This window comes from Sivoneniella epilithica UHCC 1019 (genome assembly GCF_040830845.1).
GTDB lineage: Bacteria > Cyanobacteriota > Cyanobacteriia > Leptolyngbyales > Leptolyngbyaceae > ULC077BIN1.
This window is the reverse complement of the sequence record NZ_JBFPDP010000006.1, coordinates 94,664-116,890: the sequence shown is the minus strand read 5'-3', so window position 1 is coordinate 116,890 and position 22,227 is coordinate 94,664. Positions and strand designations below refer to the sequence as shown.

Below are 22,227 nucleotides of genomic sequence, written 5' to 3'. Positions count from 1 at the left end.
TCCTATGACTTTGCGATCGCACACCTCAAAAAAAACTGCACCCGATTCTGCCACCCCTGTCCAGAATCCCTTACAGCCGCGCCCTTTTGCCACATCAATACCCACAGAAGCACCTGGCACTCAACCACAGGAATTCCCTGATATTCAAACGCAATTGGAAAACGCCCGCCGCTTTGGACATCACATCGACAAGATTTTTCCGACTAGCTCAGATAGTCCTTCTGGTGGTTCTTGTCCCATGATTCAGCCCAAGTTAAGCATAGATGCAGTGGGACAGACAACCGCTCAACCAGGCAATCCTCTCCTCATGCGGCAACCTTCGCCTGAGCCAGACGGCGAAAACCAGGCTGAGATGACAGAACCACTTTCCCCCGGTTTGCCCGATCATCTTGCTCCCGATCATCTTGCTGGCGAGGAAACAAGTGAATCTCAGCCCGATCTGACTGGGGCAGAGGAAGTCAAGCTAAGTAACATTGACATCACATTTGAGATGGATGCGGATGGCGATGGCGAGGAAGAACAAAAACGGCTTTTCTTTAAGGGCGAGGGCGAAAATGCAGAACTGATGCTGAATCCCGATCCGATTCCGTTTGGAAAGTTTTTGGCGAAACAAAAATACAACAATATTGCCAGAAATAACCAGGTTCTACAAACGGTTGCCCTGATTCAACAAGAAGTTAAAAAGGCAATCACCCAAACTCGAGGGCAACTCCTAGCTCGGACGTTGACCGCCCTAGCACAAATTTTATCTGCTACTTTTCGCGTCAGTAAACCCCCTTCCTCGCTTCGATGGCACACCCGACAAATTGTCGATCCGATTAGTCACACGTCAGAAACGGTCACCGACACACTCGTTGCCCAACCTTTAAGCTCGATTCCAGACCCTGGTATCGCTGGTTCCAAACCCCAGCAATCCACGCCCTTTATGAAAGCCCTCCGAAAATGGGCTCCCTATATTCGGGGTCACATGTTGAATGACAAGCTTCATGGTCCCGGTGAAGACAAAAACCTGGTTCCCATCTCGGCAACCTTCAACTCAACCATGAAGAACAGTATTGAGCAGTATCTCAAGGACAAAGTGCTGTCAAAAAATGGGGTTGTCTCCTACAGCATTGAGCCGACTCAGTGGGGACAGTACCGAGGCACAACAAACAAACCACTAAATATCCAAAACCTCTTGCCAGCGGGGTTCATCGTCAAGATTGATGTAATGCAACTTCGCCATCCTGGAGATGATGGGACGATTGCAGCCAACTGGATAGTGAACCCAAACAAACAAATTCTTAACAAAACTTTCAATCACGATATTCCAAATACAACCACATTTAACTATGATTCCGCCCCTCAAGAGTTGAGTGCAGGATATGGCGAAATCTTAGGTTCGGCTTATCCCAATCCCGATCATGCTGATTGGTATGTGGTTCAAGGAACCCTGCGCTGGTGCAATTATGTGGGTAAGGAAACGATCAAAGAGTATCCAGATCCGGTCAACTTGGCTGCGTCTCAGAAAAATGGAAAGGCGACCCTAGAACAGATTGATGATGACTATCTGATGGTGAAATGTAATGCCCTGGCTTTGAAGCAAGTGCAAAACCATTTGAATACTCAACTGAGGACAAAGCTTGACAATCTAAACGCTCGGATGGAGGAGACTAAAAATCTCGTTAATGGTTCGGTTCAAAGCAACTTGAGCAAATGCAAACAAACTTTAGATCAGTTTCTCGCTGCGAATGAACAACGGATTAACCAGAATCAGCGCAAAGACACTTTCCAAATTGAGCGGCATCAAAATTATCCGCAGAAATATAGTCCAACTTTGACTAAAGCAGAACAGACTGCGATCGAGATTCTCCAACGGCATCAACAACGAGAAGTTAAATTTAAAGCGCTGGTAGGTAGCTCAACTCAGTTTTGGCAGGTTCAAGAAAATCTGGCTAAAAATGTTGCCACGACCTCAAAATTCTGGCAAGCACAAGACCAGCGAGAAACGCAATTTGCTCAGGAAGAAGCAATGCTGGATGAGATTACTTTGGGAATCACAAAAAGCCATGGAAATAGAGAAGATTTCCAAACACTTAACCGTCTAGAGCAGGAGCTTAAGTCTATGATAAGTCGGATCAACGGCGATGAAGCCTTTGAGAAAGAACGACACGCCCAAATCCAGAGAGAGTTGCTCAACCAGCAAAGTCGCACTCTGTCATCCCAACCCCCGCGTTCGCAAAATCAGTCTACAGATCTCTCAAACATCCACCAACAAATTCATCTTGATATTGATCTGTCTGATATTGATCTGTCTAAAATTCTGGGTGATCAAAATTCTTCTATGCTCCCCATCTCGTTGAATTCCGATGATACTTTACCCTCCTCAATGGATTTGGGTTTGACAGAGACAGAACCAAAATCAAAGAACACCAAACCCCTTGGACGTAAACCAAAACCCAGATCGCCTGGTTCTACAGACAATCCTCAAAAAACGAAATTGCTTAAGTATTTAAAGGAACGCACCATTCATGAAAAAAAAGAGCAGGGTATTTCCGAAGCTGACAAAGGTTCCTTCTATCGGGAAGTTAGGAACTATGAGAAAAAACTAGAACGCCTAATTGATGACATGGGTAATATGACTTCTCAGCAAGAAAAACAAATCGCTGAAGAGATCAAATCAAAAATTAAGAGAATCGCACAGCAATACAGGTAGGGTTAAAGTTACTCAAGGGACTTAGGTGACTATGGGTTCGCGATCGCACTCCCAAAAAAAAGCTTCGCATGAATCCGCAACAGCCCCGGTGCAAAGCCAGTTGCGATCGCGCCCCTTCGACCTTCAAGCCCAACTTGAAACTAGCCAGCAAGAAGTTCCTGACCTACAAACTCAAATCGAAAATGCACAGCGCTTCGGTCATAGTTTCTCCAAAATTGTGAGCGGCGGTTCAGCCATCATTCAACCCAAGCTCAGTATTGGCACACCGGGAGATAAGTACGAACAAGAAGCCGATTCCCTTCCTGAGACGCGATCGCGTCTCAGGTTATTGAGTGAGATCGCGCTGATTGTCTGAATGCGATCTCCAAGTTTGAGAATCATGATGCGATGATGGAAAAAAGCGCGATCGCCGCTCTTATAGAGATCGCCCCTTGCAATTGTTAGGATTCAACTGGGGCGATCGCACAGGTTATAACCTTAAATTAGCGAATTTGCTGTAAGAGCACTTCATTAATCACTGTTTGGTAGCCAACTCCTCGTTTAGTTGCCTCTTTTCTTGCCCAAGCTAAAACTTTCGGGTGAAGCCGAATAGAGACTGGCTCATACTTTTCCGACTCATCTTTAGTAGGGCGACCTCGCTTTTTCAAGGTAATCCCAAATTGGTCAGCGATTGCGGCTCTGAATTTTTGATTTTCTTCTAGTGTGACTCGTCTGGCTTTTTCAAACGGAAACTCAGATTCCTGACTCATAACGCTCACACTCCCTTTTTGTCGCTTTTCTGGCACTAATATCCTGATTTGTTCACCTCTCATCGTAAAAACAACGACAATAATTGAACCATTTTCCGCCTCTCAATCGCCCATTCTCTTTCTTCCTCTTGAGAATGCCTAGAGTCTTCGGTAAACACGAGATAAGGATCAGCAAAAACGGTTACAGCTTCCTTAAACGTAATCCCATGTCTTCGAGCGTTTGATTCAGCTTTGTTGTCGCCCCACTCAAATCGCATTTACAGTATATACCAAAATCCTGTCTAAGCTATTCTACCCTTTTGGATGAACTGCATAAAGATAGTACACTTGCCACGCGATCGCAGACTTGCCCCCGAAATCGCGCCAAATTCACCATCCTTCAATCCGCTCCTTCTATTGGGGCAAACCCTTGACGCTGAATGTTTTCAGTAATCACTCTGGGTTCCAGGAATTGCAGCAGGTAGTCTGGTCCACCTGCCTTAGAGCCAACGCCGGAGAGTTTAAAGCCGCCGAAAGGTTGCCGCGCCACGATCGCCCCCGTAATGCCCCGATTGATGTAGAGATTGCCCACCTCAAACTCTTGCTGTGCTTGCTCGATGTGCGATGGAGTGCGGGAGTATAAGCCACCTGTGAGGGCGTAGTTGGTGCCATTGGCGATCGCAATTGCTTGATCAAAGCTTGTCGCCTGCATCACTGCCAGGACAGGACCAAAGATCTCTTCCTGAGCGATCGTGTGGTCGAGCAGCACATCGCGAAAGATGACTGGACCGACGAAGTAGCCGCCGACCGGGGCAGACATTTCTAGAGCAACTGGAGATTGCAGTCGTCCTTTTTCAATATATTCTTTGATGCGGGTTTGAGCATTGGCATCAATCACGGGACCCACTTTTGTACCCGGCAGTTCGGTGTTACCCAAGTTGAGCGATCGCGTTGCTTCCACCAGTCGCGCCAAAAACAGTTCATAAATTGGTTCCAGCACAATCACGCGAGAGCAAGCAGAACACTTCTGACCGCTGTAGCCAAATGCCGACTGCACCACGCCCTGCACTGCTTGATCCAAATCTGCGCTTTCATCTACAATCACAGCATTTTTGCCGCCCATTTCTGCAATCACCCGCTTCAGGTGCTTTTGCCCCGGTTGCAGTTCTGCGGCTTCCCGATAAATCCGGCAGCCCACTTCCTGTGATCCGGTAAAGGTAATCATGTGAACGTCACGATGTTTGACCATATGAGCGCCAACTGTAGCGCCTTTCCCTGGCACAAACTGAAACACGCCGTTGGGAATGCCAGCTTCTAGCAAAATTTCGGCAATCTTCGAACCAATGATGGAAGAGACTTCAGCGGGTTTCAACAGGGTGCAGTTGCCAGCGACCAGAGACGCGACGGTCATACCTACGGGAATCGCTAAAGGAAAATTCCAGGGCGAGATAATCAGAGAAATGCCCCGTGGTTGATAGTGATAGCGATTGGTTTCACCGGGAAAATCGTAGGCAACACCGCTGTCTAACCGCTCCATTTCATCAGCATAGTAGTGGCAAAAGTCGATCGCTTCCGACACTTCTGGATCAGCTTCTCGCACCGTTTTTCCAGTTTCCAGCACCATCCAGGCAATCAAGTCTTCGCGTCGCTGCTCCATCAAATCGCCAGCCCGACGAATTATAGTTGCCCGATCGCGTGCCGGAGTTTTTTTCCAAGCCGGAAATGCCGCTTTTGCTGCCGCGATCGCCTGATCTGCCTGCTCAATGCTGATCAATCCAATGCGTCCTACCTGTTCACTAAAGTTCGATGGATTCAGCGACTCCGCATAGTTCTCAGTCTGAACGAATTCGCCATTTATCACAGGCAAATAGGTTTTGCCCAACTGCTGCCGCACTCGCTGCAACGCCTGTTGAATCTCTTGACGATGGGATATATCGGCGTAATCCGTATCGGGAACGTTGGGGAAGTTTTGAGTTTTGAGTTTTGAGTTTTGAGTGTATTGAGTTGGGTTTTTCAACTCAGAACTTAACATTGAGAACTCAGAACTCTCCATCGTCGGTGCTTTTAGCAATTCCTCAATGGGGCGTTCTTCCAGGTTTTGGCGGAGGAAGGAACTGTTGGCGGTGTTTTCCAGCAGGCGGCGAATTAGGTAGGACATGCCGGGAATCAGTTCGCCGTAGGGACAGTAAACCCGCACACGGTAGCCTTTGTCAGCGATCGCTTTTGCTAGTTTATCCGCCATGCCGTAGAGCATTTGAAACTCGAAGCGACGGGGCGGAATTTGCAGGGTTTCGGCGATCGCGATCGCGTGCGCCTGAGAGCGAACATTGTGGCTGCCGATCGCGGCGTAGAGATGCTCGTGATTTTCCAGCAATAGGCGGGTCATTGCCTCAAAGTTGGCATCCGTCGATTCTTTATCGTTAAAAACAGGTTGCGCCCAATCTTTTTGCACTGCTTTAATGGTTTCCTGATCCCAATAGGCACCTTTAACCAAGCGCACGGTTACCGGGGATCCCCGTTCTTTTGCCCACTCGATTAGGTCTTTCAAATCGCCCAAACTGTCCCGTAGATACGCCTGTAGTGTGATGCCAATATCCGTGCGATCTCGAAACTCACCCTCAAGTAGCAGTTGCTTCAGCGTTGCCAGTGTGCTTGCTTTGTATTGATATTGCTCCATATCAAAGTGAACGGCGGCATCCAGTTCTTTCGCGTGGCGTAGTAAAGTTCGGGCGCGATCGCTGACCTTCTCTTGACTGCCCTTTTCATCCAAGGGATCAAATTGGGAATAGAGCGCCGTTAGCTTGATCGATACCTGCACTTTGGGCAACTCTGCTCCATCCGCGCGATCGATTTGCTCCACCTTCGACCAACGAGTTGCTGCATTAGTTAGCTGAGTCATTAGTTCCAAGTAGCGATCGAGATAGGATTGCGCCTCGGTTTCGGTGATCACCGCCTCGCCCAGCAAATCTACGGTAAACGCTGCCCGTTCCTTCCTCAATCGTTCAATGCTTTTCAGCACTTGCTGAATCGTTTCACCGGCAATATATTTTTGTGCCAAGGTTTCAACTGCCGTGGAAACCGTTGTTGCGGCAACTTGTCCCGGCATGGAGTCAGGATTAGCAAAATTGAGCATTCCTTTGAGTGTGCCTGGAAGCTCCACCGATGCCTCGCCCAAGTATTCTTGCAGGTGACGGGCAATCTCGGTTTTGCTACGGAGTGATGGCAGGCAATCGATGAAGCGAAATAGCTGTACTCGCAAGCCCGGATTGCTCATCGTCCAGCCCAGCAACTTGTCATCCCATCGCATTTGGTCGCGCATTTGGGCAAACAAGGAGCGATTTTCCCGCGTGGCAGAAATAAGCTGACGAGCAATATCTTGGGTTTTCGCTTCGTATGGGCTAATAGAGGCTTGCATAACCACAGCAGAACAGACTCCTAATCACTGATAAACATGGCAATCGTGCGCGATCGCAATCAATCAGACTTGCTAATTAATTCTAGCCTGCTCAGTTTGCCACTATGAGCGCGATCGCAATTGTGAGGAATATGACAATAAACCTGAAATGTCTGAAAAATTTAAGGAATTATCGTCTGGGTTAAGCTCTAGCTAGCATACTGAGCGATCGCGTTTGGCATGGAGTGTGGATTAGGTAAATAAAACGGCGTTGCTGAATCTAGATATGAAATTCGTAGGGGCAATCCCTTGTGGTTGCCCTGACCCCAGCCAGGGTAGGCACAAGGCGCTACCCCTACAAATGAAAATCATGTCTGCATTCAACAATGCCAATAAAACCGTCTGTTTGTCACTGAAATGTCACTGCAATATGACTGAAACAAATATTTGTAGGAGTAAGCGAGTTTGTTAGACAGAACGCGCTATAGTCTTCCCGTTGGGTCAGCGATATGGCAGGCGATCGTGTCAGTGCAAGTGTCTTCTCAGGTTACATCCGGCTCTGCTAAACAAGAGGGCAAATCATTTGAGCAGCAGAGCCGAGTGTTGGTGGTACTTAACGGTAAAGGTGGAGTTGGCAAGACGACTACGGCTGTCAATTTAGCCGCGACCTTGGCTGAAAGCTATTCAACTTTGTTGGTCGATGCTGATCCCCAAGGGTCTGCAACGTGGTGGGTTGAGCGCAGCAGCAAGCCTGCAAAGTTTGATATTACGAAGGAAACCGATCCGACGCTACTGGCAAATTTGCGATCGCTGCAACACTATCAGGTGATAGTAGTGGATACGCCCCCCGCTTTAGGATCAGAGGCTCTACTCGCTGTGGTTCCGGCTGCCGATTACGTCGTGTTGCCTACGCCCCCTGCGCCGATGGATCTAGCCGCTTTGATTGAAACTGTCAGGGCAACCGTGACTCCGGTAGGGGTTGCCCATCGCGTTTTACTCACCAAGGTTGATCCGCGCTGCTTAGGAGAAGCCCTAGAAGCGCAAAATACTCTGATGGAATTAGGGATTCCTGCTTGTAATGCATTTATTCGAGCCTACAAAGCCCATGAGCGGGCAGCCTTGGATGGAGTGGCGATCGCCCAATGGCGAGGCAAAAACGCCAAGGAAGCCGAAGCCGATTATCGCCGTGCAGCCGATGAAATTCAGCGCGACTGGAGGAATTAATGGTTAGAAAACGATTGTCAGATATGCTGCGTGAGGAAGCGCAAAAGCCGACTGAAACTGAAATCAATGTCGCTTCAACGCCTCAAGTCGAGAACACTGCTGGCGCGGCTCAATCCAAACCTGCCGCAAAACGCAGAACCCCGACAGGATCACGGACTGCCGCAAAGTCGTCTTCTACCGCCTCTCAAGATCTGTCTAAAGATACTGCTGCTAAAGACGAGACAACGGCGATCGCGTTGGAAGTTACCCACCTAAAAGCCGAATTGAACGCAACAGCGAAACAAACCAGTGAGCTAAATCAGCAGGTAACGGATTTGAAAGCGGAACTTGAGAATCAGGCGGCTGCTACTAAGACACTGCAAACAACTTTAAAAAAAGCTGAGCAGCACGGTCAGCAGTTAGCAACCGAACTCACCGAAGCCAAACAAACCATTTTGAACCTGGTAGAAGTTAATTCTCAATTGAAGCAAGACCTGGCTGCAAAACAGGCGGCAGCGATTCATGAAACGTTAGCGAATCTTTCCACAGGACTCCCTAGGGGAATCGCTCCCCTGCCAAAAAAATCCCTTCCTGAAACCCCGACTGCTTCTACTGAAGTAAAAAAGAACGCCTTAGCCTCTACAACTTTAAGCCAGCAAGAACTCTTGCAGCGGCAGAAAAAGTCTTTAGCGCACCCAGTATTTCCCGCTGGAAACTCTCCAGGTCACTTGTCTGAGCAAGATTTAGGCTGGGTTGATTAAAAGGACTCTCTAAAGAATTTAGAAAGACCTGCGTAAGTCATAGCTACCTATGAGAGGGTTAGGATAGATTTTTTAAAAAAGCCGATAGAGCGACGAAATACGAACACTTAACACTTGAACATCGCCTGAACCGCATGGGTAAGCAAACACTGTCAGTAGATATTGGTGGAAGCGGCATCAAAGTCATGGTGCTGGATGAATCGGGTACACCATTAACCGATCGCGATCGCAGGGATACGCCCGACATTCCCTCACCCAGCGTCGTGATTAGCATGGTCAAGGAATTAGCAGCCACCAAAGAATTTGATCGCGTTTCAGTCGGATTTCCGGGCGTTGTCCGCAACGGTATCACTGAAACTGCAGTAAACCTAACCCCTGAATGGATTAATTTTGATCTGGCTACCGTACTTGCAGATGCCCTTGGGAAACCCACTCGCGCAATTAATGATGCCGATATGCAGGGTTTGGGCGCGATCGCTGGAATCGGTGTAGAACTCGTCGCCACTTTGGGAACCGGGTTTGGATCTGCTCTGTTTGTTAATGGTCAATTGGTGCCTAATTTGGAAATGGGACACCATCCTTTTCGGAAAGGAGAAACCTACGAACAACAACTAGGACGAGCAGCCCTAGACCGAGCCGGTAGAAGACGGTGGAACAACCGCCTACAAAAAGCGATCGCTAACTTACAGCATCTCTTTAACTTTGACACCCTTTATCTAGGCGGCGGCAATACTAAATCCATCACGATAGAATTACCCTCTTCGGTAAAAGTAGTGCCCAATGTCGCCGGATTGTTGGGGGGTATCGCATTATGGAGAGAGTGACATTAGGACGCTTTGGTCATCGCCGCCGGATTAACAAGACGCTCGCTTGTGGGTTGCCATAATCCTTCATGAGAAATCGATTGAGCCAACAGATGACGATATAAATCGCTGAGGTGAGCCGCAACTCCTGACCAGCTAAAGTTTTGCTGAACCCGAATCGATGCCTGTCGCCGCAGCTTTTTCGCCCAAAGCTCTTGGCTCAAAATGCGATCAATCGCGTTAGCAAACGCATCCACATCTTTTGGCGGCACTAACAAACCCGTTTCTTCGGGAACCACTGTAAACTTCAATCCCCCGACATCTGAAGCCACTACCGGAGTTCCGCACGCCATCGCTTCGATCGCCACCAATCCAAAAGGTTCATAGTGACTCGGAATCACGCACACATCCGCCGCCGTGTAATACAGTGGCAGCAAATCATGTCCAACACGCCCCACAAATTCGGTTTGGTCTGCCAACCCTAGCTCCTGAACTTTGGCTTCAATCCGCTGCCGCTCCTGTCCATCGGCTTGATCAGGCTCACTGCCCCCCACAATCACCAACTTCAGCTTGGATGGGTTTAAGGCGTAGGGCGTAGGAATGAGACAAGTTCCGTCAACGCCTAATACGCGGCAGTTCACCCCTTCTTTGAGCCTTGCACACGCTTTCACCAGCGTATCAATTCCTTTACGGGGATCAAACCGTCCCACATAAAGCACAATCGCCTCATCCTGCCCCAATCCAAGCTGAGCACGGGCTTCAGCTTTAGGAATGGAGTGGAAATTTTCAATATCAGTGCCACAAGGGATCACTTCGATGCAGCCTGCTTGAGAAACCAGCGATCGCAAAGTTTCTTCTTCTTGGGGGCTGGTTGCCACAATACAATTCGCATTTTCCAATACCTCTTGTTCAATCCTCAAGCGGGTATCGGCGATCGCCGGACGCAGAGGAACTGCTTGATATTTCACAGCACCCACTGAATGGTAAGTGTGAACCAGTTGAATATTTGTGTGTTGCTTCAGTTGTAAGCCAACCCAAGCCGACATCCAATAGTTCGTGTGAATTAATGGATAGTTGGTGCCTTCTTTTGCTTGAAAAGCTTGGAATGCACTGACAAACTCCGGCATGTAGCTAAAAAGCTGATCGCGTGGAATAAAATCTTGAGGACCTGCAACTAGCCGAATCGTGCGGCAATGAGCCGAATGTTGCACGATAGTGGGGTCATCTGCCTTCACCTTACGAGTGAACATATCGACCTGCCAGCCAAGCTTTGCCAGCGCTTCACCCACCTGGCGAACGTAAACATTTTGTCCGCCCGCTTCTTCTTTACCAATATCTGCTGCCGGATCGCCGTGGTCAGAAATCAATGCAATTGCCTGACGACCGGGAACCCGCGGGCGAGGGAAACCAATGGGTCTGGCTGGTTTTGGAGCCGCGACTGAAACACTTGGCTTAACGTTAAGACTCACCATACTTTTACCTCATCAATTCAAACAGTTGATTCATTCTGAATAGAGACGAAACTAGCGCTACACCTCTCTTTGAGGATATCGACTTTCAAAGGACTCTCCCCGTGCGATCGCAGCAGCTAGGTTGCCAAGAGTATCTAAATACGTAATGCAAACGCTCCCTTTATTAGATAACCTACTGCCAGCAAGCGGAATCAATAAACACTCTAGAGACATAAACCTAAAGAACCATTAAAAATTAGAAAAAAAAGCAAGCTGGGCTACATCTTTCTTAACAAGATTGTTACAATTTAGGTGAATAGAGTGTAACACCTCAACTGAAATTTTGATGTTTAATTACTGTCCAGAGCAAAAAAACTGTTCGTGAAATAGCGCAACGACTCAGTTTCAGCTAGGTGTCAATACTAAATAAGAGTTGAATGAAGAATATTGATGCTCCCCTAGTCGTTGCCAATGTCCACCCTTCTAGTGACACCTTTCAGGTGTGGAATTGGAAAGGATTTGATATTTGCTACCAAACTCAAGGCACCAGTGGATCGGCGATCGTTTTAATTCATGGGTTTGGTGCTTCCTTGGGGCACTGGCGCAAAAACATTCCAGAGTTAGCAACAGTTGGACGAGTGTTTGCGATCGACTTAATTGGCTTTGGCGGCTCAGATAAACCGACACCCGGAGTTTTCAAATCTGGTGAACAGGTGGAATACACTTTTGAAACATGGGGAGAGCAGATTGCCGATTTTTGTCGGGAGGTAGTGGGTGAACCTGCTTTTTTGATTGGCAACTCGATTGGATGTATTGCAGCCATGCAAACAGCAGTGGATCATCCTGATTGGGTGCGGACTGTGGCGCTGCTCAATTGCTCATTACGATTACTGCACGATCGCCGTCGGGCAACGCAACCTTGGTTTAAGCGTATGGGCACCCCGATTTTGCAGCAAGTCTTAAAAAATCGGGCGATCGGACGGGCATTTTTCCGGCAAGTTGCCCAGCCTAAAACCGTGCGAAAGATTTTGCTCCAAGCCTACGCTCATCCCGAAGCCGTCACAGATGAGTTAATCGAAATCCTCATGGCTCCGGCAAAAGATGCGGGAGCAGCGGATGTGTTTCTTGCCTTTACAGGCTATTCTCAAGGTCCACTCCCCGAAGATTTACTCGAAGTTTTGCCCTGTCCGGCTTTGATTTTGTGGGGAAGTGCTGATCCATGGGAACCGATCTCCTTGGGAAGGGAATTTGCTAATTATGCCTGTGTGGAGCAGTTTATAACTTTAGAAGGGGTGGGTCATTGTCCTCAAGATGAATCCCCGGATCTAGTAAACCCGATTCTGCAACAGTGGATTTTAGATCATGCGATCTCTGACGTGAAATCGTAGAATCAATCTTTGGAAAAACTCTAACCTTGTTGAGAAATCGTGCAATGATTTCTTTTTGCAGGTTCAACATATACGTTGAGAGAAATAATTTCTGATGATTCAATCTCTTCTTTATCGCTGTGAGGAGAGAGGTTTTAAGGCTCCAAATGATACATTTACCACTTAGTCTGAGTCTATTTATCTTCAATGCAACAAGTCAGGAAATTTTTACATACCTCATCCTAGGTCTGCTGTTTTTATTGAGCTTATCCGCGATCGCCTATTACGGGTATGCCATTTACGCGGCTCACAAGTTTTTTGCTCATTCACCTGTTGATGATGAAGCCTTTCATCCTGCCATTAGCATCTTGCGCCCAATCTGCGGGATCGACAGCGAAACCTACCAAAACTTAGCGTCTTTCTGCCAGCAAGAGTATCCAAAGTATCAAATTATTTTTGGCGTACAAGATCCTCAAGACCCCAGCATGGAAGTAGTGAGGCAGCTAATTAAAGACTTTCCCAACTTAGATATTCAAGTGACTGCAAGCCTTTATAGTTTCGGAGCGAATCGCAAAGTCAGCAACCTTGCTCATGCGATCACTAAAGCAAAATATGACGTTTTGCTGTTAGCCGATAGCGATGTACGGGTACAGCCAGACTACTTGTGCCGGGTGATTCAACCGTTACGTGATCCGGCTGTGGGTGTGGTGACCTGTTTGTATCGTTCGATCACCCAAGGCTGGATTACCACCCTCGAAGCACTGAGTACGCCAACAGAGTTTTTGCCAGGAGTCTTGGTCAGTACAGCGCTGGAAGGAATTAAATTTGCCATGGGACAAACCATTGTCATTCGGCGATCGGTGCTGGAAGAAATTGGTGGGTTTACTGCGATCGCGGACTATCTGGCGGATGATTTTCAGCTCGGCTTTTTACCGGCTCAGGCAGGCTATGAGGTAGTGCTGTCTAATTATCTGATTGATCATGTCATGCCACTTAGCACGATCTCAGAATCTATCCATCGCCAAACTCGCTGGCTGGTTGGCATTCGTGCCTCGCGTCCTTGGGGATATGCAGGCTTGATCTTCACCCATGGCACGGTAACCAGTTTGCTATTTTTACTGGTAACAGGCGGTTCAATATTGGGTTGGAGTGTTTTCGGCGTTGCTTGGATGATGCGCTTAGCGATGGCTTGGTTTGTGGGGATTCGATGCTTGGGCGATCCTGTTGCTCAAAAGCTTTTCTGGTTAGTGCCTTTGCGAGATGTCGCAAGCTTTATGCTGTGGGGCTATAGCTTTATGGGTAACACAGTGGAATGGCGCGATCGCCAGTTTCGGCTCACTCGCAGCGGCAAACTCATTGCATTGAATCCGAATCTGCCAGAGCGGGTGAAGACAATTGCTGGCTAGAACGATACACTCTGTTGCATAGTTTTGTAATGAGAAATTTTTCGTTAGATTTTCTGTCAAAAGCAGTCCACTGATTAGGAACTTTACTACTAAAAAACTCCTATATCGTGAACTTGCACAGGTGGCGATCGTTAAAGTTAACTATTTGGAGTGACGCATGAAAGTTGGTTCCCAAGCTCATAAGGAGCTATTTTGTCAAAGCTTTATTGAGAGCTATCAAGACTATGAGCCTGAAACACTTCCTTGGCCACAGCTTGATGATGCTGCCCTAGAGCGCCTACGGGGGATTCCCTTTTGGCAGGAAGCCTTGCGAACCGAGCGGCAAGCTGGCGTAATGGTGGGTGCTTTTGCCGAAACAATTACCGATCCGATGATTCATGAGGCGATCGCGCTGCAAGCAAAAGAGGAAGCCCGTCACGGTCGGTTACTAGAGTTTTTGATCAACCATTATGACGTGCCGATCAACGAACCGCCTGCGCCTAAAGTTCCTCCCAATATCGCCCAAGAATTTATCGATTTTGGCTTTGGCGAGTGTCTAGATTCCTACTTTGCCTTTGGCATGTTTGAGCTAGCACGGCAGACCAACTACTTCCCAGAAGCGCTGTTCACCATTTTTGATCCCATTCTGTATGAAGAAGCCCGTCATATCGTCTTTTTTGTCAACTGGGTCAGCTATATGCAAGTGCATCAGGGGCGCGGATTTGCTCCGCTACGAGGTGCCCATGCGGGAGTTCACTATGGTCGCGCGTTGCTCCATCTCGCCAAAGCGTTTGGTAGCGCGGGGGATGGTACTGGGGAAGGATTCACAGCAACCGGGGCAGGCACCTTTGCTGATAACTTAACGCCAGCGCGAGTCTTCTCAGTGTGCTTGCAAGAAAACGAGAAGCGGATGAGCAGCTTTGACGATCGCCTCCTGCAACCCAACTTATTACCAAATTTGTCTGCGATCGCCCTGCGTGTTCTCAATGTGCTACCCAAAAAACAACCCGATTGGCAAGTGGCGAAGGGCGAATGACGAAGGGCGAGTGGCGAAGGGCAGATGACGAGTGACGAATGGTTGAGTAATCAATATTTGTAACTCGAAACTCTTGAAATTCGGCACTCGAAATTCGGCACTCGAAATTTTATTATTGTGAGGAGTTTTTGATGAAAAAAACATTGTTTTTGGGACCGCCTTCGTTTGATGGGTTTGATGGGGGTGCGGGGGCGCGATATCAGGCAAAGCGGGAGATTACCTCTTTTTGGTATCCCACTTGGCTAGCACAACCTGCGGCGATGGTGCCGGGAAGCAAATTGGTGGATGCGCCGCCCCACGGACAGACGATCTCCGATGTGTTGGAGATCGCTAAGGACTACGAACTGGTGATCATGCACACTAGCACGCCGTCTCTCGCCAATGATGTCAAATGTGCAGAGGCAATTAAAGCGCAAAATCCGGAAACCCAAATTGGCTTAATTGGTGCCCATGTCGCGGTGCTGCCAGAGCCAACTCTGCGCGAAAACCCAGTGATTGATTTTGTCTGTCGTCACGAGTTTGACTACACCTGCAAAGAATTGGCAGAAGGCAAACCTTGGGATCAAATTCGGGGATTAAGCTACCGCGACAAATACGGCACCCTGCACCACACCGAAGATCGTGAATTGATTCACGATTGGGATGCGATGCCTAGCGTGTTGCCTGTGTATGCCCGTGATCTGGACATCACCAAGTATTTCATTGGCTATTTGCGCCATCCCTATGTGTCTTTTTATACGGGGCGCGGCTGTCCGGCAAAGTGTAGTTTTTGCCTGTGGCCCCAAACTATTGGTGGACATCAATATCGTACCAAAAGCCCTGATGTGGTGGGGCGCGAGATGGAAGAGGCGAAAGCGCTATTCGGCGATCGCGTTCAAGAATATATGTTTGATGACGACACTTTCACGATTGACAAGCCACGGGCGATCGCCATCAGCGAACATATGAAGCGCTTGAACATCACTTGGAGTTGCAACGCCCGCGCCAACCTGGATTACGACACGCTCAAACAACTGCGCGACAACGGATTACGCCTATTGCTCGTCGGTTTTGAGTCGGGTAATCAAGAAATCCTCAACAACATCAACAAAGGGGTGCGGCTAGAGGCAGCCCGACAATTTATGAAACATTGCCACGACCTGGGAATTACCGTACACGGCACTTTCATTATTGGGTTGCCAATCGAAACCCGCGAAACCGTGGAAGAAACCATTCGCTTTGCCTGCGAAATTAGTCCGCATACTATCCAGGTTTCCATTGCCGCTCCCTATCCCGGCACCCAACTTTATCAAGAAGCAAAAGCAAACGGTTGGTTCGCTGATCATGCCCTAGTTGCCAACTCTGGCATTCAAACTTCTACGCTGCACTATCCCACGTTGTCTAGTGAACAGATTGAAGAATCTGTTGAGCAAATGTATCGCCGTTTCTACTTCCGCCCTAAAGCGATTTTTCCGATTGTGCGGGAGATGTTGGGCGATCGCCAAATGCTGGTTCGTCGATTGCGAGAGGGCAAAGAGTTTTTTGCATATCTGGGCGATCGCCGCACGCAGCAAGCCTCCCAAACCACCGCAGCCCCGCAGCCCGTGGAAGTTTAGAGGGTTCACCAGAAATGCCGATTTGCTGATCGCTCTGCCAAAAATTGAACCCTATGCAAAACTTCATGAATGCCAACATTCTCTGGTTTTTGGCGCTCGTTAAATTAATGCTGCATTTTCTGACCAATAGTCAATATGGCTACGATGGCGATGAGTTGTACTACATGGCTGCTGGTGACCGTCTAGCTTGGGGTTATACTGAATTTCCCCCGTTGGTTGCGGTTGTGGCGCACCTGAGTCGATCTCTGACAGGGGATTCTTTGTTTTCAATTCGGTTTTTTCCCGCGATCGCCGGAGCTTTACTGGTCGTTCTGACTGGATTGATGGCTCGTGAGTTGGGGGGAGGGCGGTTTGCTCAATACCTAGCGGCGCTGTCAGTAGTGATTGCACCTTACTTTTTGGTCATCCATACTATTCTGACCGTGAATACATTTGAGGCGCTGATCTGGACGCTATGTGCCTATTTGATTCTGCTGTCGCTGAAATATCACAGACCCAAATTATGGCTACTGATTGGCGTTGTGATCGGTATTGGATTGCTCAATAAGTTTTCCATGGCTTTTTTTGCGTTTAGTGTAGTAGTCGGATTATGGCTAACGCAGCGCCAAGTATTTTTCAAAAAATGGATCTGGTTGGGGGGGATGATTGCGATCGCCCTGGTGATGCCAACGCTAATCTGGCAGGTTCAGCATGGTTTGCCCTTTTTAGAGCAGCAACAAGCCGCCACTCTCTATAGCAAAAAGCCATTTCCTGATGCGATCATTGCGCTACTGGTGCAATCCACCTTGATGATGCATCCGTTAGCCGCCCCAATCTGGTTGGCTGGGCTTTTCTTTTATCTAAAGTCTAAAGACGGCAAACCCTATCGCTTGTTTGGGTGGTTTTTTGTGATTACCTATGGGCTATTCCTGTTATTGCAAGGCAAATCTTATTATGTGGGACCGCTATATCCCATGCTATTTGCTGGGGGGGCGATCGTGATTGAACGCTGGGTCAGCGGTCGGCGGCACTTCCAAACTGCGATTTCCAGCGTGTTGCTAGTCAGTGCGGTGGCGGTAATGATTCCCATGACGCTGCCGGTGTTGCCCATGGAAACCTTACTCCGGCTCTCAAGTTTCTACTCACAGGATTACTTCCTGCCCCAGCGCGCCAATACTGTAGTAGCCACGCAAGAAGCCCCCTGGCAATTCAGAGCGATGCTGGGATGGGAAGAGACGGTGGCACAGGTCAGCAAGGTCTACCAGCAGTTACCCACGAGCCAGCAAGCTCAAACAGCAATCCTGTCTTGGAACTATGCGGATGCTGGGGCGATCGATTTCTATGGTTCCCGCTATGGGTTGCCCAAAGGAATCAGCGGTGCCCACACTTTTTATTTTTGGGGACATCAAAATTATTCGGGTGAACAAGTCATTAGTCTAGGGGGCGATCGCGGTTACCTCAAGCAACTGTTTAACCGGGTTGAACAAGTGGATACCGTAACCCATGCCAATGTAGTCGGGATTAAAAGTAACATTCCAATCTATCTTTGCCAGGGCATAAAAGTTCCCTTCAGTCAAAGTTGGACTCACTTTAAAGCCTATTTTGGTCATCCTTATGCAAGAAAGCGATAAGAGGCTTGTTGGGGAATAGCAATCGCAGGTGGACTAGAGGCTAGGATTCAAGCAGGTTAGGAGTTGGGCTATCTTCAGGAGAAGTCTGATCTTTCACGCCCTTGTCAGGCAGCAATAATCGCACTGCTAAAATTGCAAATCCCGCCGCCGCCACAATTTTCACCAATCGAGCAGGCAAAAAGTGGGCAGTTCCTTCGCCAATAATCACGCCCAAAAAGCTTGCTAACAGCAACGCTGCGGCTGCCCCAAAAAACACTGGACGAGGAGATTTGGAACCACTACTGAGGGCGATCGCTGCCAGTTGGCTCTTATCCCCCAATTCTGAGATAAACACCGTAATAAACGTCAATCCTAAAAGATGCCAGTCCATAATTACCCTTTCCTACATCTGCGCCACATCCCACACCAGCCACACTGAGATTAGCGCCAGCAGAATACCCGCCGCAATATCTAATGTGCGCGGCGAAAGGCGACTGGAAAGCCATTGCCCCACCCAAACGCCAATCAGGGTTGTTGCAACAAGGGCAGTTCCGGCTCCGGCAAAAATCACCCAGGGCTTGTGAAATTCGGCGCTCATTAGCAACGTAGACATTTGGGTTTTGTCACCCAGTTCTGCTAAGAAAATAGTGACAAAGGTAGAGGTGAAGACTTTCCAGGAGGAAATTGGAGGCTTGGCGGGGAAGGTTTCAGGTGGGGCGATCGCCTGCGCCTCTACAACAATTCCAATTTTAGACGGTGCGATATCGGGCAAGCCTAGCTCAAGTTCCAGCACACTGATCTCTGGCGCTGACAAGTTTGAAATCGGTAGATTACTTTCCACAGAATTTTTTAGTCAAGCTGCTTTCATTTTCTTTTCACTATCTAGTATGGTCAACTCTTTCCAAAAGTGCAACGAGTTTAGTTTTGAATACCCGATAGCTATCAAAAGTTTGGGATGCCTCTTGCTACCAGTTGATTGGTTCTGTCAAAAACTTTTTGTATCAACATTGAGATTTTATGAACGAGCGCATGAGGTAATTAAATACCGATCGCGCCATCAAAGCGCAGCATTTCTAAACTGCGATCGCCATACACACCCTCTATCTGCTGACGACAGCACTCGATCGCAAACTCATTTAACTCTTCAGGTTCAATTCCATATAAATCCTGAAATATTTCTGATTCCACCCGACAAAAGCGGGGGCGATCGCTGTAAACCCGACATTCCCGGTTTTCCTGATCAAAATTGATGCACCAGCCATCTTCCCCCACGAGGCTAAAGTACAGGATCAATTCTTCGGTCGTCAGATAGTCTGCCAGTTCCGGGCGATCGCCGGGATCGAGGTTGCAGCAAGCACCACACTGTTTTACACATTGCCAAGTCGCCATTATTGAGCCTTTTTATACTTTTATTAACTTTCTGAGGAGTGCCCCAGTCACCAGAATAAGATAAATAACTGTTACAGCAACTTATACGATAACTTGATGAGTCGGCAGTGGCTCAGCTTGGGAGGAATCATGGGGTTTATTACTGATATTTTAGGCGGCGTTAATTGGGAAGCGATCGTTCAATTAGCGATGATTGCTGCAATTATGATTTCCGGACCAGTCGTTATCTTCCTGCTAGCTGCACAGGGTGGCGATCTGTAACGGTCAAAGTTTTTTACGAGTATGAGAGAGTAGCAAGGGGTTCGGCGCAGGTCGAACTCTTTTTTTGTAAAACCGAGAGTTAGTGTGAAGATTGTTTTCTTTGGAACACCAGAATTTGCAGTGCCCAGTCTGGAAGGCTTATTGGCGCATCCCGATTTTGACGTGATTGCGGTGGTGACGCAGCCCGATAAGCGGCGGGGACGGGGAAATCAGCTAATCCCATCGCCTGTAAAAGCATTGGCAGAAGAGCATGGCTTACCAACTTGGCAACCTCGCAGCGTTAAGAAGGATGTTGAAACGCTAGAAAAGCTACGAGACTCACAAGCGGATGGGTTTGTGGTCGTTGCCTATGGACAAATTTTGTCTCAAGCCATTTTAGATATGCCGCGTTTGGGCTGTGTGAATGCTCATGGCTCAATTTTGCCAAAGTATCGCGGGGCTGCACCGATTCAGTGGAGCCTTTACCATGGAGAACCGGAAACGGGCATTACTACCATGTTGATGGATGCTGGAATGGATACGGGTGCGATGCTAAGGGTCAGTCGAATTGCGATCGCGCCCCTCACAAATGCCCATGAACTTGCCACTCAGCTATCCAATGTATCTGCCGATTTGCTGATCGAAACTTTGTTACAACTGAACCAGGGCACTGCTCAGCCGATTTCCCAAGATTCGACCCAGGCAACCTATGCGCCCCTCATTAAAAAGGAAGACTATGAACTGGACTGGTCAAAATCCGCGATCGCGCTCCATAACCAGGTGCGCGGATTTTTCCCCAATTGCAACACCACTTTTCGAGGCGAACCGCTGAAAATAATCGCCACCATTCCGCTTGACCCGACCTATTGGGCTGGATTGCCACCCAACACGCAGGCGGGATTAACCAAAGGACTGGCTGATTCGCTCAATGTAGACAGGGAACCCGGAACCATTGCCGCGATCGCCAAAGGACTCGGCGCGATCGTCCAAACTGGCAGCGGACATTTATTGCTAAAAGAAATTCAGCTTTCCGGCAAACGTCCCCAATCAGGCGCAGATTTTGCTAACGGAACCCGATTAGCGATCGGTGAACAACTGGGAAGGGCAAAAGGATGAGGGGCGAGAGGCGAGAGGCAAGAGGCGAGAGGTAACCTCTGAACTCAAAACTCAAAACTCAAAACTCAAAACTCTGAACTCCAAACTCCCTTCCTAATCTTTTGAAAAACGATCCCCCAGATTGTGGTATAGGTATTAAAGTTTTGTTGCGCTTTCTTAAGCAGAATTTTGTATTGTCTATCCTTTCTCAAGGGTGTGTTTGTGAGTGTGGGCGATCGCGGCTTTAAGGTAACCATTGCTCGGTTTATCATCTTTTCTAAGTCAATCCCTGTAGTGTTGCTGGCTATGGTTCCGTAGCTAGTTTTTTTTGTGCAAATTGATATGTCATGCTTTTTCGGGATTTGTTGCTGCTGCAGTTCGCATCACAACCGATGATTTCACCTCTTCTTTGCTCAGGTTTTACTCGTGAGGAGACAGTATCCATTCATGATTGCTTCACCCGTTATCCAAACTTCCCCCAACCCGATTCAGGTCGAACCTGATTTGCGCTTAAAAGATATTTTGAAGACCTTGCCTAAGGCTTGTTTTCAAAAAAACAGACAGAAAGCCTGGATGTCTGTTTTTATCAACGTTGGTATGGTCGCTTTGGGCTATATCAGCATTGCGATCGCGCCTTGGTTTCTCCTACCCATCGCCTGGATTTTTACCGGGACAGCGCTAACCGGATTTTTTGTGTTGGGTCACGACTGCGGACATCGTTCCTTTGCCAAACGCCGTTGGGTCAACGATTTGGTCGGGCACATTATGTTTTTACCCTTAATTTATCCCTTCCATTGCTGGCGGATTTTGCACAACAAACATCATGCCTATACCAACAAAATGGATGTAGATAATGCATGGCAACCTGCCCGACCCCACGATTACGACAACTATCCTTCTATCTGGCTGCGCGGCTATCAGGTGATGCGAGGTCGGATGTGGTGGCTAGCGTCTATTATTCACTGGGCTGGTTTACACTTCGATCGCTCCCAGTTTGCACCCAAGGATCGCCAAAAAGCGACCTTTTCAATGCTAGTTGTGATTGGGTTTGCAGCGATCGCTTTTCCGCTACTCATCGCTACTACAGGACTCTGGGGCTTCGTCAAATTTTGGCTGATTCCCTGGCTCGTCTACCATTTTTGGATGAGTACTTTTACTCTGGTTCACCATACGGCTCCCGATATTGCTTTTCAAGAGCCATCCGAATGGAATGCTGCCCAAGCTCAATTGGCTGGTACTGTTCATTGTGAATATCCCGCCTGGGTTGAGTTTTTGTGCCACCACATTAACGTCCACATCCCACACCACCTATCTACCGCCATTCCTTCCTACAACTTGCGAATGGCACATGAGAGCCTCAAGCAAAACTGGAGTAGCTATCTGCATGAAAGCTGTTTTTCCTGGCAATTGATGAAAGAAATTACCGACCACTGCCATATCTACGACGAGAAAGACGGGTATGTCTCTTTTCGGGACTATCACCGATAGAGTCGGTC

At 48.2% G+C, this 22,227-nt stretch carries 21 protein-coding genes; 14 read left to right on the top strand and 7 right to left on the bottom strand.

Going from position 1 to position 22,227, the window contains the following annotated elements; all coding sequences use genetic code 11:
* On the top strand, nt 1-2,695 hold a 2,695-nt coding region (locus AB3R30_RS06035), incomplete at its 5' end, for a DNA/RNA non-specific endonuclease (RefSeq protein ID WP_458648252.1).
* Nucleotides 2,696-2,720: 25 nt separating this feature from the next.
* Complete coding sequence (locus AB3R30_RS06030; protein ID WP_458648251.1) at nt 2,721-3,050, top strand: hypothetical protein; 330 nt, start codon at nt 2,721-2,723, stop codon at nt 3,048-3,050.
* Between the two features lie 127 nt (nt 3,051-3,177).
* Here AB3R30_RS06030 and AB3R30_RS06025 read toward each other — a convergent pair whose 3' ends face one another.
* The 3 genes from AB3R30_RS06025 to pruA form a co-directional block, all read right to left on the bottom strand.
* The gene (locus AB3R30_RS06025) at nt 3,178-3,444 is read right to left on the bottom strand and encodes a BrnA antitoxin family protein (RefSeq protein WP_458648250.1); all 267 of its coding nucleotides are present in this window, start codon (nt 3,442-3,444) and stop codon (nt 3,178-3,180) included.
* 59 nt (nt 3,445-3,503) lie between these two features.
* Nucleotides 3,504-3,701, bottom strand: coding sequence for a BrnT family toxin (locus AB3R30_RS06020; protein WP_458648249.1), 198 nt, complete (start codon nt 3,699-3,701; stop codon nt 3,504-3,506).
* A gap of 122 nt (nt 3,702-3,823) precedes the next feature.
* A complete protein-coding gene (gene pruA / locus AB3R30_RS06015; RefSeq protein ID WP_458648248.1) occupies nt 3,824-6,838 on the bottom strand; it encodes an L-glutamate gamma-semialdehyde dehydrogenase in 3,015 nt (1,004 codons plus the stop codon).
* Between the two features lie 444 nt (nt 6,839-7,282).
* Between pruA and AB3R30_RS06010 the strand changes: the two genes are divergently transcribed.
* From AB3R30_RS06010 to AB3R30_RS06000, 3 genes are all read left to right on the top strand, one after another.
* Nucleotides 7,283-8,041, top strand: coding sequence for a ParA family protein (locus AB3R30_RS06010; protein WP_458648247.1), 759 nt, complete (start codon nt 7,283-7,285; stop codon nt 8,039-8,041).
* Complete coding sequence (locus AB3R30_RS06005) at nt 8,041-8,781, top strand: hypothetical protein (RefSeq protein WP_458648246.1); 741 nt, start codon at nt 8,041-8,043, stop codon at nt 8,779-8,781. The genes AB3R30_RS06010 and AB3R30_RS06005 overlap by 1 nt, the downstream gene beginning before the upstream one ends.
* Nucleotides 8,782-8,915: 134 nt before the next feature.
* Nucleotides 8,916-9,605, top strand: a complete 690-nt coding sequence (locus tag AB3R30_RS06000; RefSeq protein ID WP_458648245.1) for an ROK family protein — start codon at nt 8,916-8,918, stop codon at nt 9,603-9,605.
* 2 nt (nt 9,606-9,607) lie between these two features.
* Here AB3R30_RS06000 and AB3R30_RS05995 read toward each other — a convergent pair whose 3' ends face one another.
* Nucleotides 9,608-11,056: a glycosyltransferase family 4 protein gene (locus AB3R30_RS05995; RefSeq protein WP_458648244.1), complete on the bottom strand. Its 1,449-nt coding sequence runs from the start codon at nt 11,054-11,056 to the stop codon at nt 9,608-9,610.
* 416 nt (nt 11,057-11,472) lie between these two features.
* Between AB3R30_RS05995 and AB3R30_RS05990 the strand changes: the two genes are divergently transcribed.
* From AB3R30_RS05990 to AB3R30_RS05970, 5 genes are all read left to right on the top strand, one after another.
* Nucleotides 11,473-12,423: an alpha/beta fold hydrolase gene (locus AB3R30_RS05990; RefSeq protein WP_458648243.1), complete on the top strand. Its 951-nt coding sequence runs from the start codon at nt 11,473-11,475 to the stop codon at nt 12,421-12,423.
* Nucleotides 12,424-12,569: 146 nt separating this feature from the next.
* Entirely contained in the window at nt 12,570-13,808 is a 1,239-nt protein-coding gene (gene hpnI / locus AB3R30_RS05985) for a bacteriohopanetetrol glucosamine biosynthesis glycosyltransferase HpnI (RefSeq protein WP_458648242.1), read from the top strand.
* A 157-nt stretch (nt 13,809-13,965) separates the two neighbouring features.
* On the top strand, nt 13,966-14,823 hold the full coding sequence (locus tag AB3R30_RS05980; protein ID WP_458648241.1) for a ferritin-like domain-containing protein: 858 nt from the start codon (nt 13,966-13,968) through the stop codon (nt 14,821-14,823).
* 131 nt (nt 14,824-14,954) lie between these two features.
* On the top strand, nt 14,955-16,418 hold the full coding sequence (hpnJ, locus tag AB3R30_RS05975) for a hopanoid biosynthesis associated radical SAM protein HpnJ (protein WP_458648240.1): 1,464 nt from the start codon (nt 14,955-14,957) through the stop codon (nt 16,416-16,418).
* Between the two features lie 65 nt (nt 16,419-16,483).
* On the top strand, nt 16,484-18,028 hold the full coding sequence (locus AB3R30_RS05970; RefSeq protein ID WP_458648239.1) for a glycosyltransferase family 39 protein: 1,545 nt from the start codon (nt 16,484-16,486) through the stop codon (nt 18,026-18,028).
* 40 nt (nt 18,029-18,068) lie between these two features.
* Here the strand turns inward: AB3R30_RS05970 and AB3R30_RS05965 are convergent, their stop codons facing one another.
* The 3 genes from AB3R30_RS05965 to AB3R30_RS05955 all read right to left on the bottom strand — a co-directional run bounded on the left by AB3R30_RS05965 (nt 18,069) and on the right by AB3R30_RS05955 (nt 19,396).
* Nucleotides 18,069-18,398, bottom strand: a complete 330-nt coding sequence (locus AB3R30_RS05965; RefSeq protein ID WP_458648238.1) for a TMEM165/GDT1 family protein — start codon at nt 18,396-18,398, stop codon at nt 18,069-18,071.
* 12 nt (nt 18,399-18,410) lie between these two features.
* Complete coding sequence (locus AB3R30_RS05960; protein ID WP_458648237.1) at nt 18,411-18,848, bottom strand: TMEM165/GDT1 family protein; 438 nt, start codon at nt 18,846-18,848, stop codon at nt 18,411-18,413.
* A gap of 197 nt (nt 18,849-19,045) precedes the next feature.
* On the bottom strand, nt 19,046-19,396 hold the full coding sequence (locus AB3R30_RS05955) for a YkgJ family cysteine cluster protein (RefSeq protein ID WP_458648236.1): 351 nt from the start codon (nt 19,394-19,396) through the stop codon (nt 19,046-19,048).
* A gap of 96 nt (nt 19,397-19,492) precedes the next feature.
* Here AB3R30_RS05955 and psb30 point away from each other — a divergent pair, with 96 nt between their 5' ends.
* From psb30 to AB3R30_RS05935, 4 genes are all read left to right on the top strand, one after another.
* Nucleotides 19,493-19,657: a photosystem II reaction center protein Ycf12/Psb30 gene (psb30, locus tag AB3R30_RS05950; protein ID WP_458648235.1), complete on the top strand. Its 165-nt coding sequence runs from the start codon at nt 19,493-19,495 to the stop codon at nt 19,655-19,657.
* Nucleotides 19,658-19,741: 84 nt separating this feature from the next.
* A complete protein-coding gene (gene fmt, locus AB3R30_RS05945) occupies nt 19,742-20,752 on the top strand; it encodes a methionyl-tRNA formyltransferase (RefSeq protein ID WP_458648234.1) in 1,011 nt (336 codons plus the stop codon).
* 168 nt (nt 20,753-20,920) lie between these two features.
* Nucleotides 20,921-21,049 (top strand): hypothetical protein, encoded by a 129-nt coding sequence (locus tag AB3R30_RS05940; protein ID WP_458648233.1) that lies wholly within the window; start codon nt 20,921-20,923, stop codon nt 21,047-21,049.
* Nucleotides 21,050-21,178: 129 nt separating this feature from the next.
* On the top strand, nt 21,179-22,219 hold the full coding sequence (locus AB3R30_RS05935) for a fatty acid desaturase (protein ID WP_458648232.1): 1,041 nt from the start codon (nt 21,179-21,181) through the stop codon (nt 22,217-22,219).
* The last annotated feature ends 8 nt before the right edge of the window (nt 22,220-22,227 follow it).

Excerpts from the sequence above, each read along its gene's own strand:
- AB3R30_RS06025 (WP_458648250.1), bottom strand. The coding sequence starts at position 3,444 with ATGAGTCAGGAATCTGAGTTTCCGTTTGAAAAAGCCAGACGAGTCACA.
- AB3R30_RS06020 (WP_458648249.1), bottom strand. The coding sequence starts at position 3,701 with ATGCGATTTGAGTGGGGCGACAACAAAGCTGAATCAAACGCTCGAAGA.
- pruA (WP_458648248.1), bottom strand. The coding sequence starts at position 6,838 with ATGCAAGCCTCTATTAGCCCATACGAAGCGAAAACCCAAGATATTGCT.
- AB3R30_RS06005 (WP_458648246.1), top strand. The coding sequence starts at position 8,041 with ATGGTTAGAAAACGATTGTCAGATATGCTGCGTGAGGAAGCGCAAAAG.
- AB3R30_RS06000 (WP_458648245.1), top strand. The coding sequence starts at position 8,916 with ATGGGTAAGCAAACACTGTCAGTAGATATTGGTGGAAGCGGCATCAAA.
- AB3R30_RS05995 (WP_458648244.1), bottom strand. The coding sequence starts at position 11,056 with ATGGTGAGTCTTAACGTTAAGCCAAGTGTTTCAGTCGCGGCTCCAAAA.
- AB3R30_RS05990 (WP_458648243.1), top strand. The coding sequence starts at position 11,473 with ATGAAGAATATTGATGCTCCCCTAGTCGTTGCCAATGTCCACCCTTCT.
- hpnI (WP_458648242.1), top strand. The coding sequence starts at position 12,570 with ATGATACATTTACCACTTAGTCTGAGTCTATTTATCTTCAATGCAACA.
- AB3R30_RS05980 (WP_458648241.1), top strand. The coding sequence starts at position 13,966 with ATGAAAGTTGGTTCCCAAGCTCATAAGGAGCTATTTTGTCAAAGCTTT.
- hpnJ (WP_458648240.1), top strand. The coding sequence starts at position 14,955 with ATGAAAAAAACATTGTTTTTGGGACCGCCTTCGTTTGATGGGTTTGAT.
- AB3R30_RS05970 (WP_458648239.1), top strand. The coding sequence starts at position 16,484 with ATGAATGCCAACATTCTCTGGTTTTTGGCGCTCGTTAAATTAATGCTG.
- AB3R30_RS05965 (WP_458648238.1), bottom strand. The coding sequence starts at position 18,398 with ATGGACTGGCATCTTTTAGGATTGACGTTTATTACGGTGTTTATCTCA.
- AB3R30_RS05955 (WP_458648236.1), bottom strand. The coding sequence starts at position 19,396 with ATGGCGACTTGGCAATGTGTAAAACAGTGTGGTGCTTGCTGCAACCTC.
- psb30 (WP_458648235.1), top strand. The coding sequence starts at position 19,493 with ATGAGTCGGCAGTGGCTCAGCTTGGGAGGAATCATGGGGTTTATTACT.
- AB3R30_RS05935 (WP_458648232.1), top strand. The coding sequence starts at position 21,179 with ATGATTGCTTCACCCGTTATCCAAACTTCCCCCAACCCGATTCAGGTC.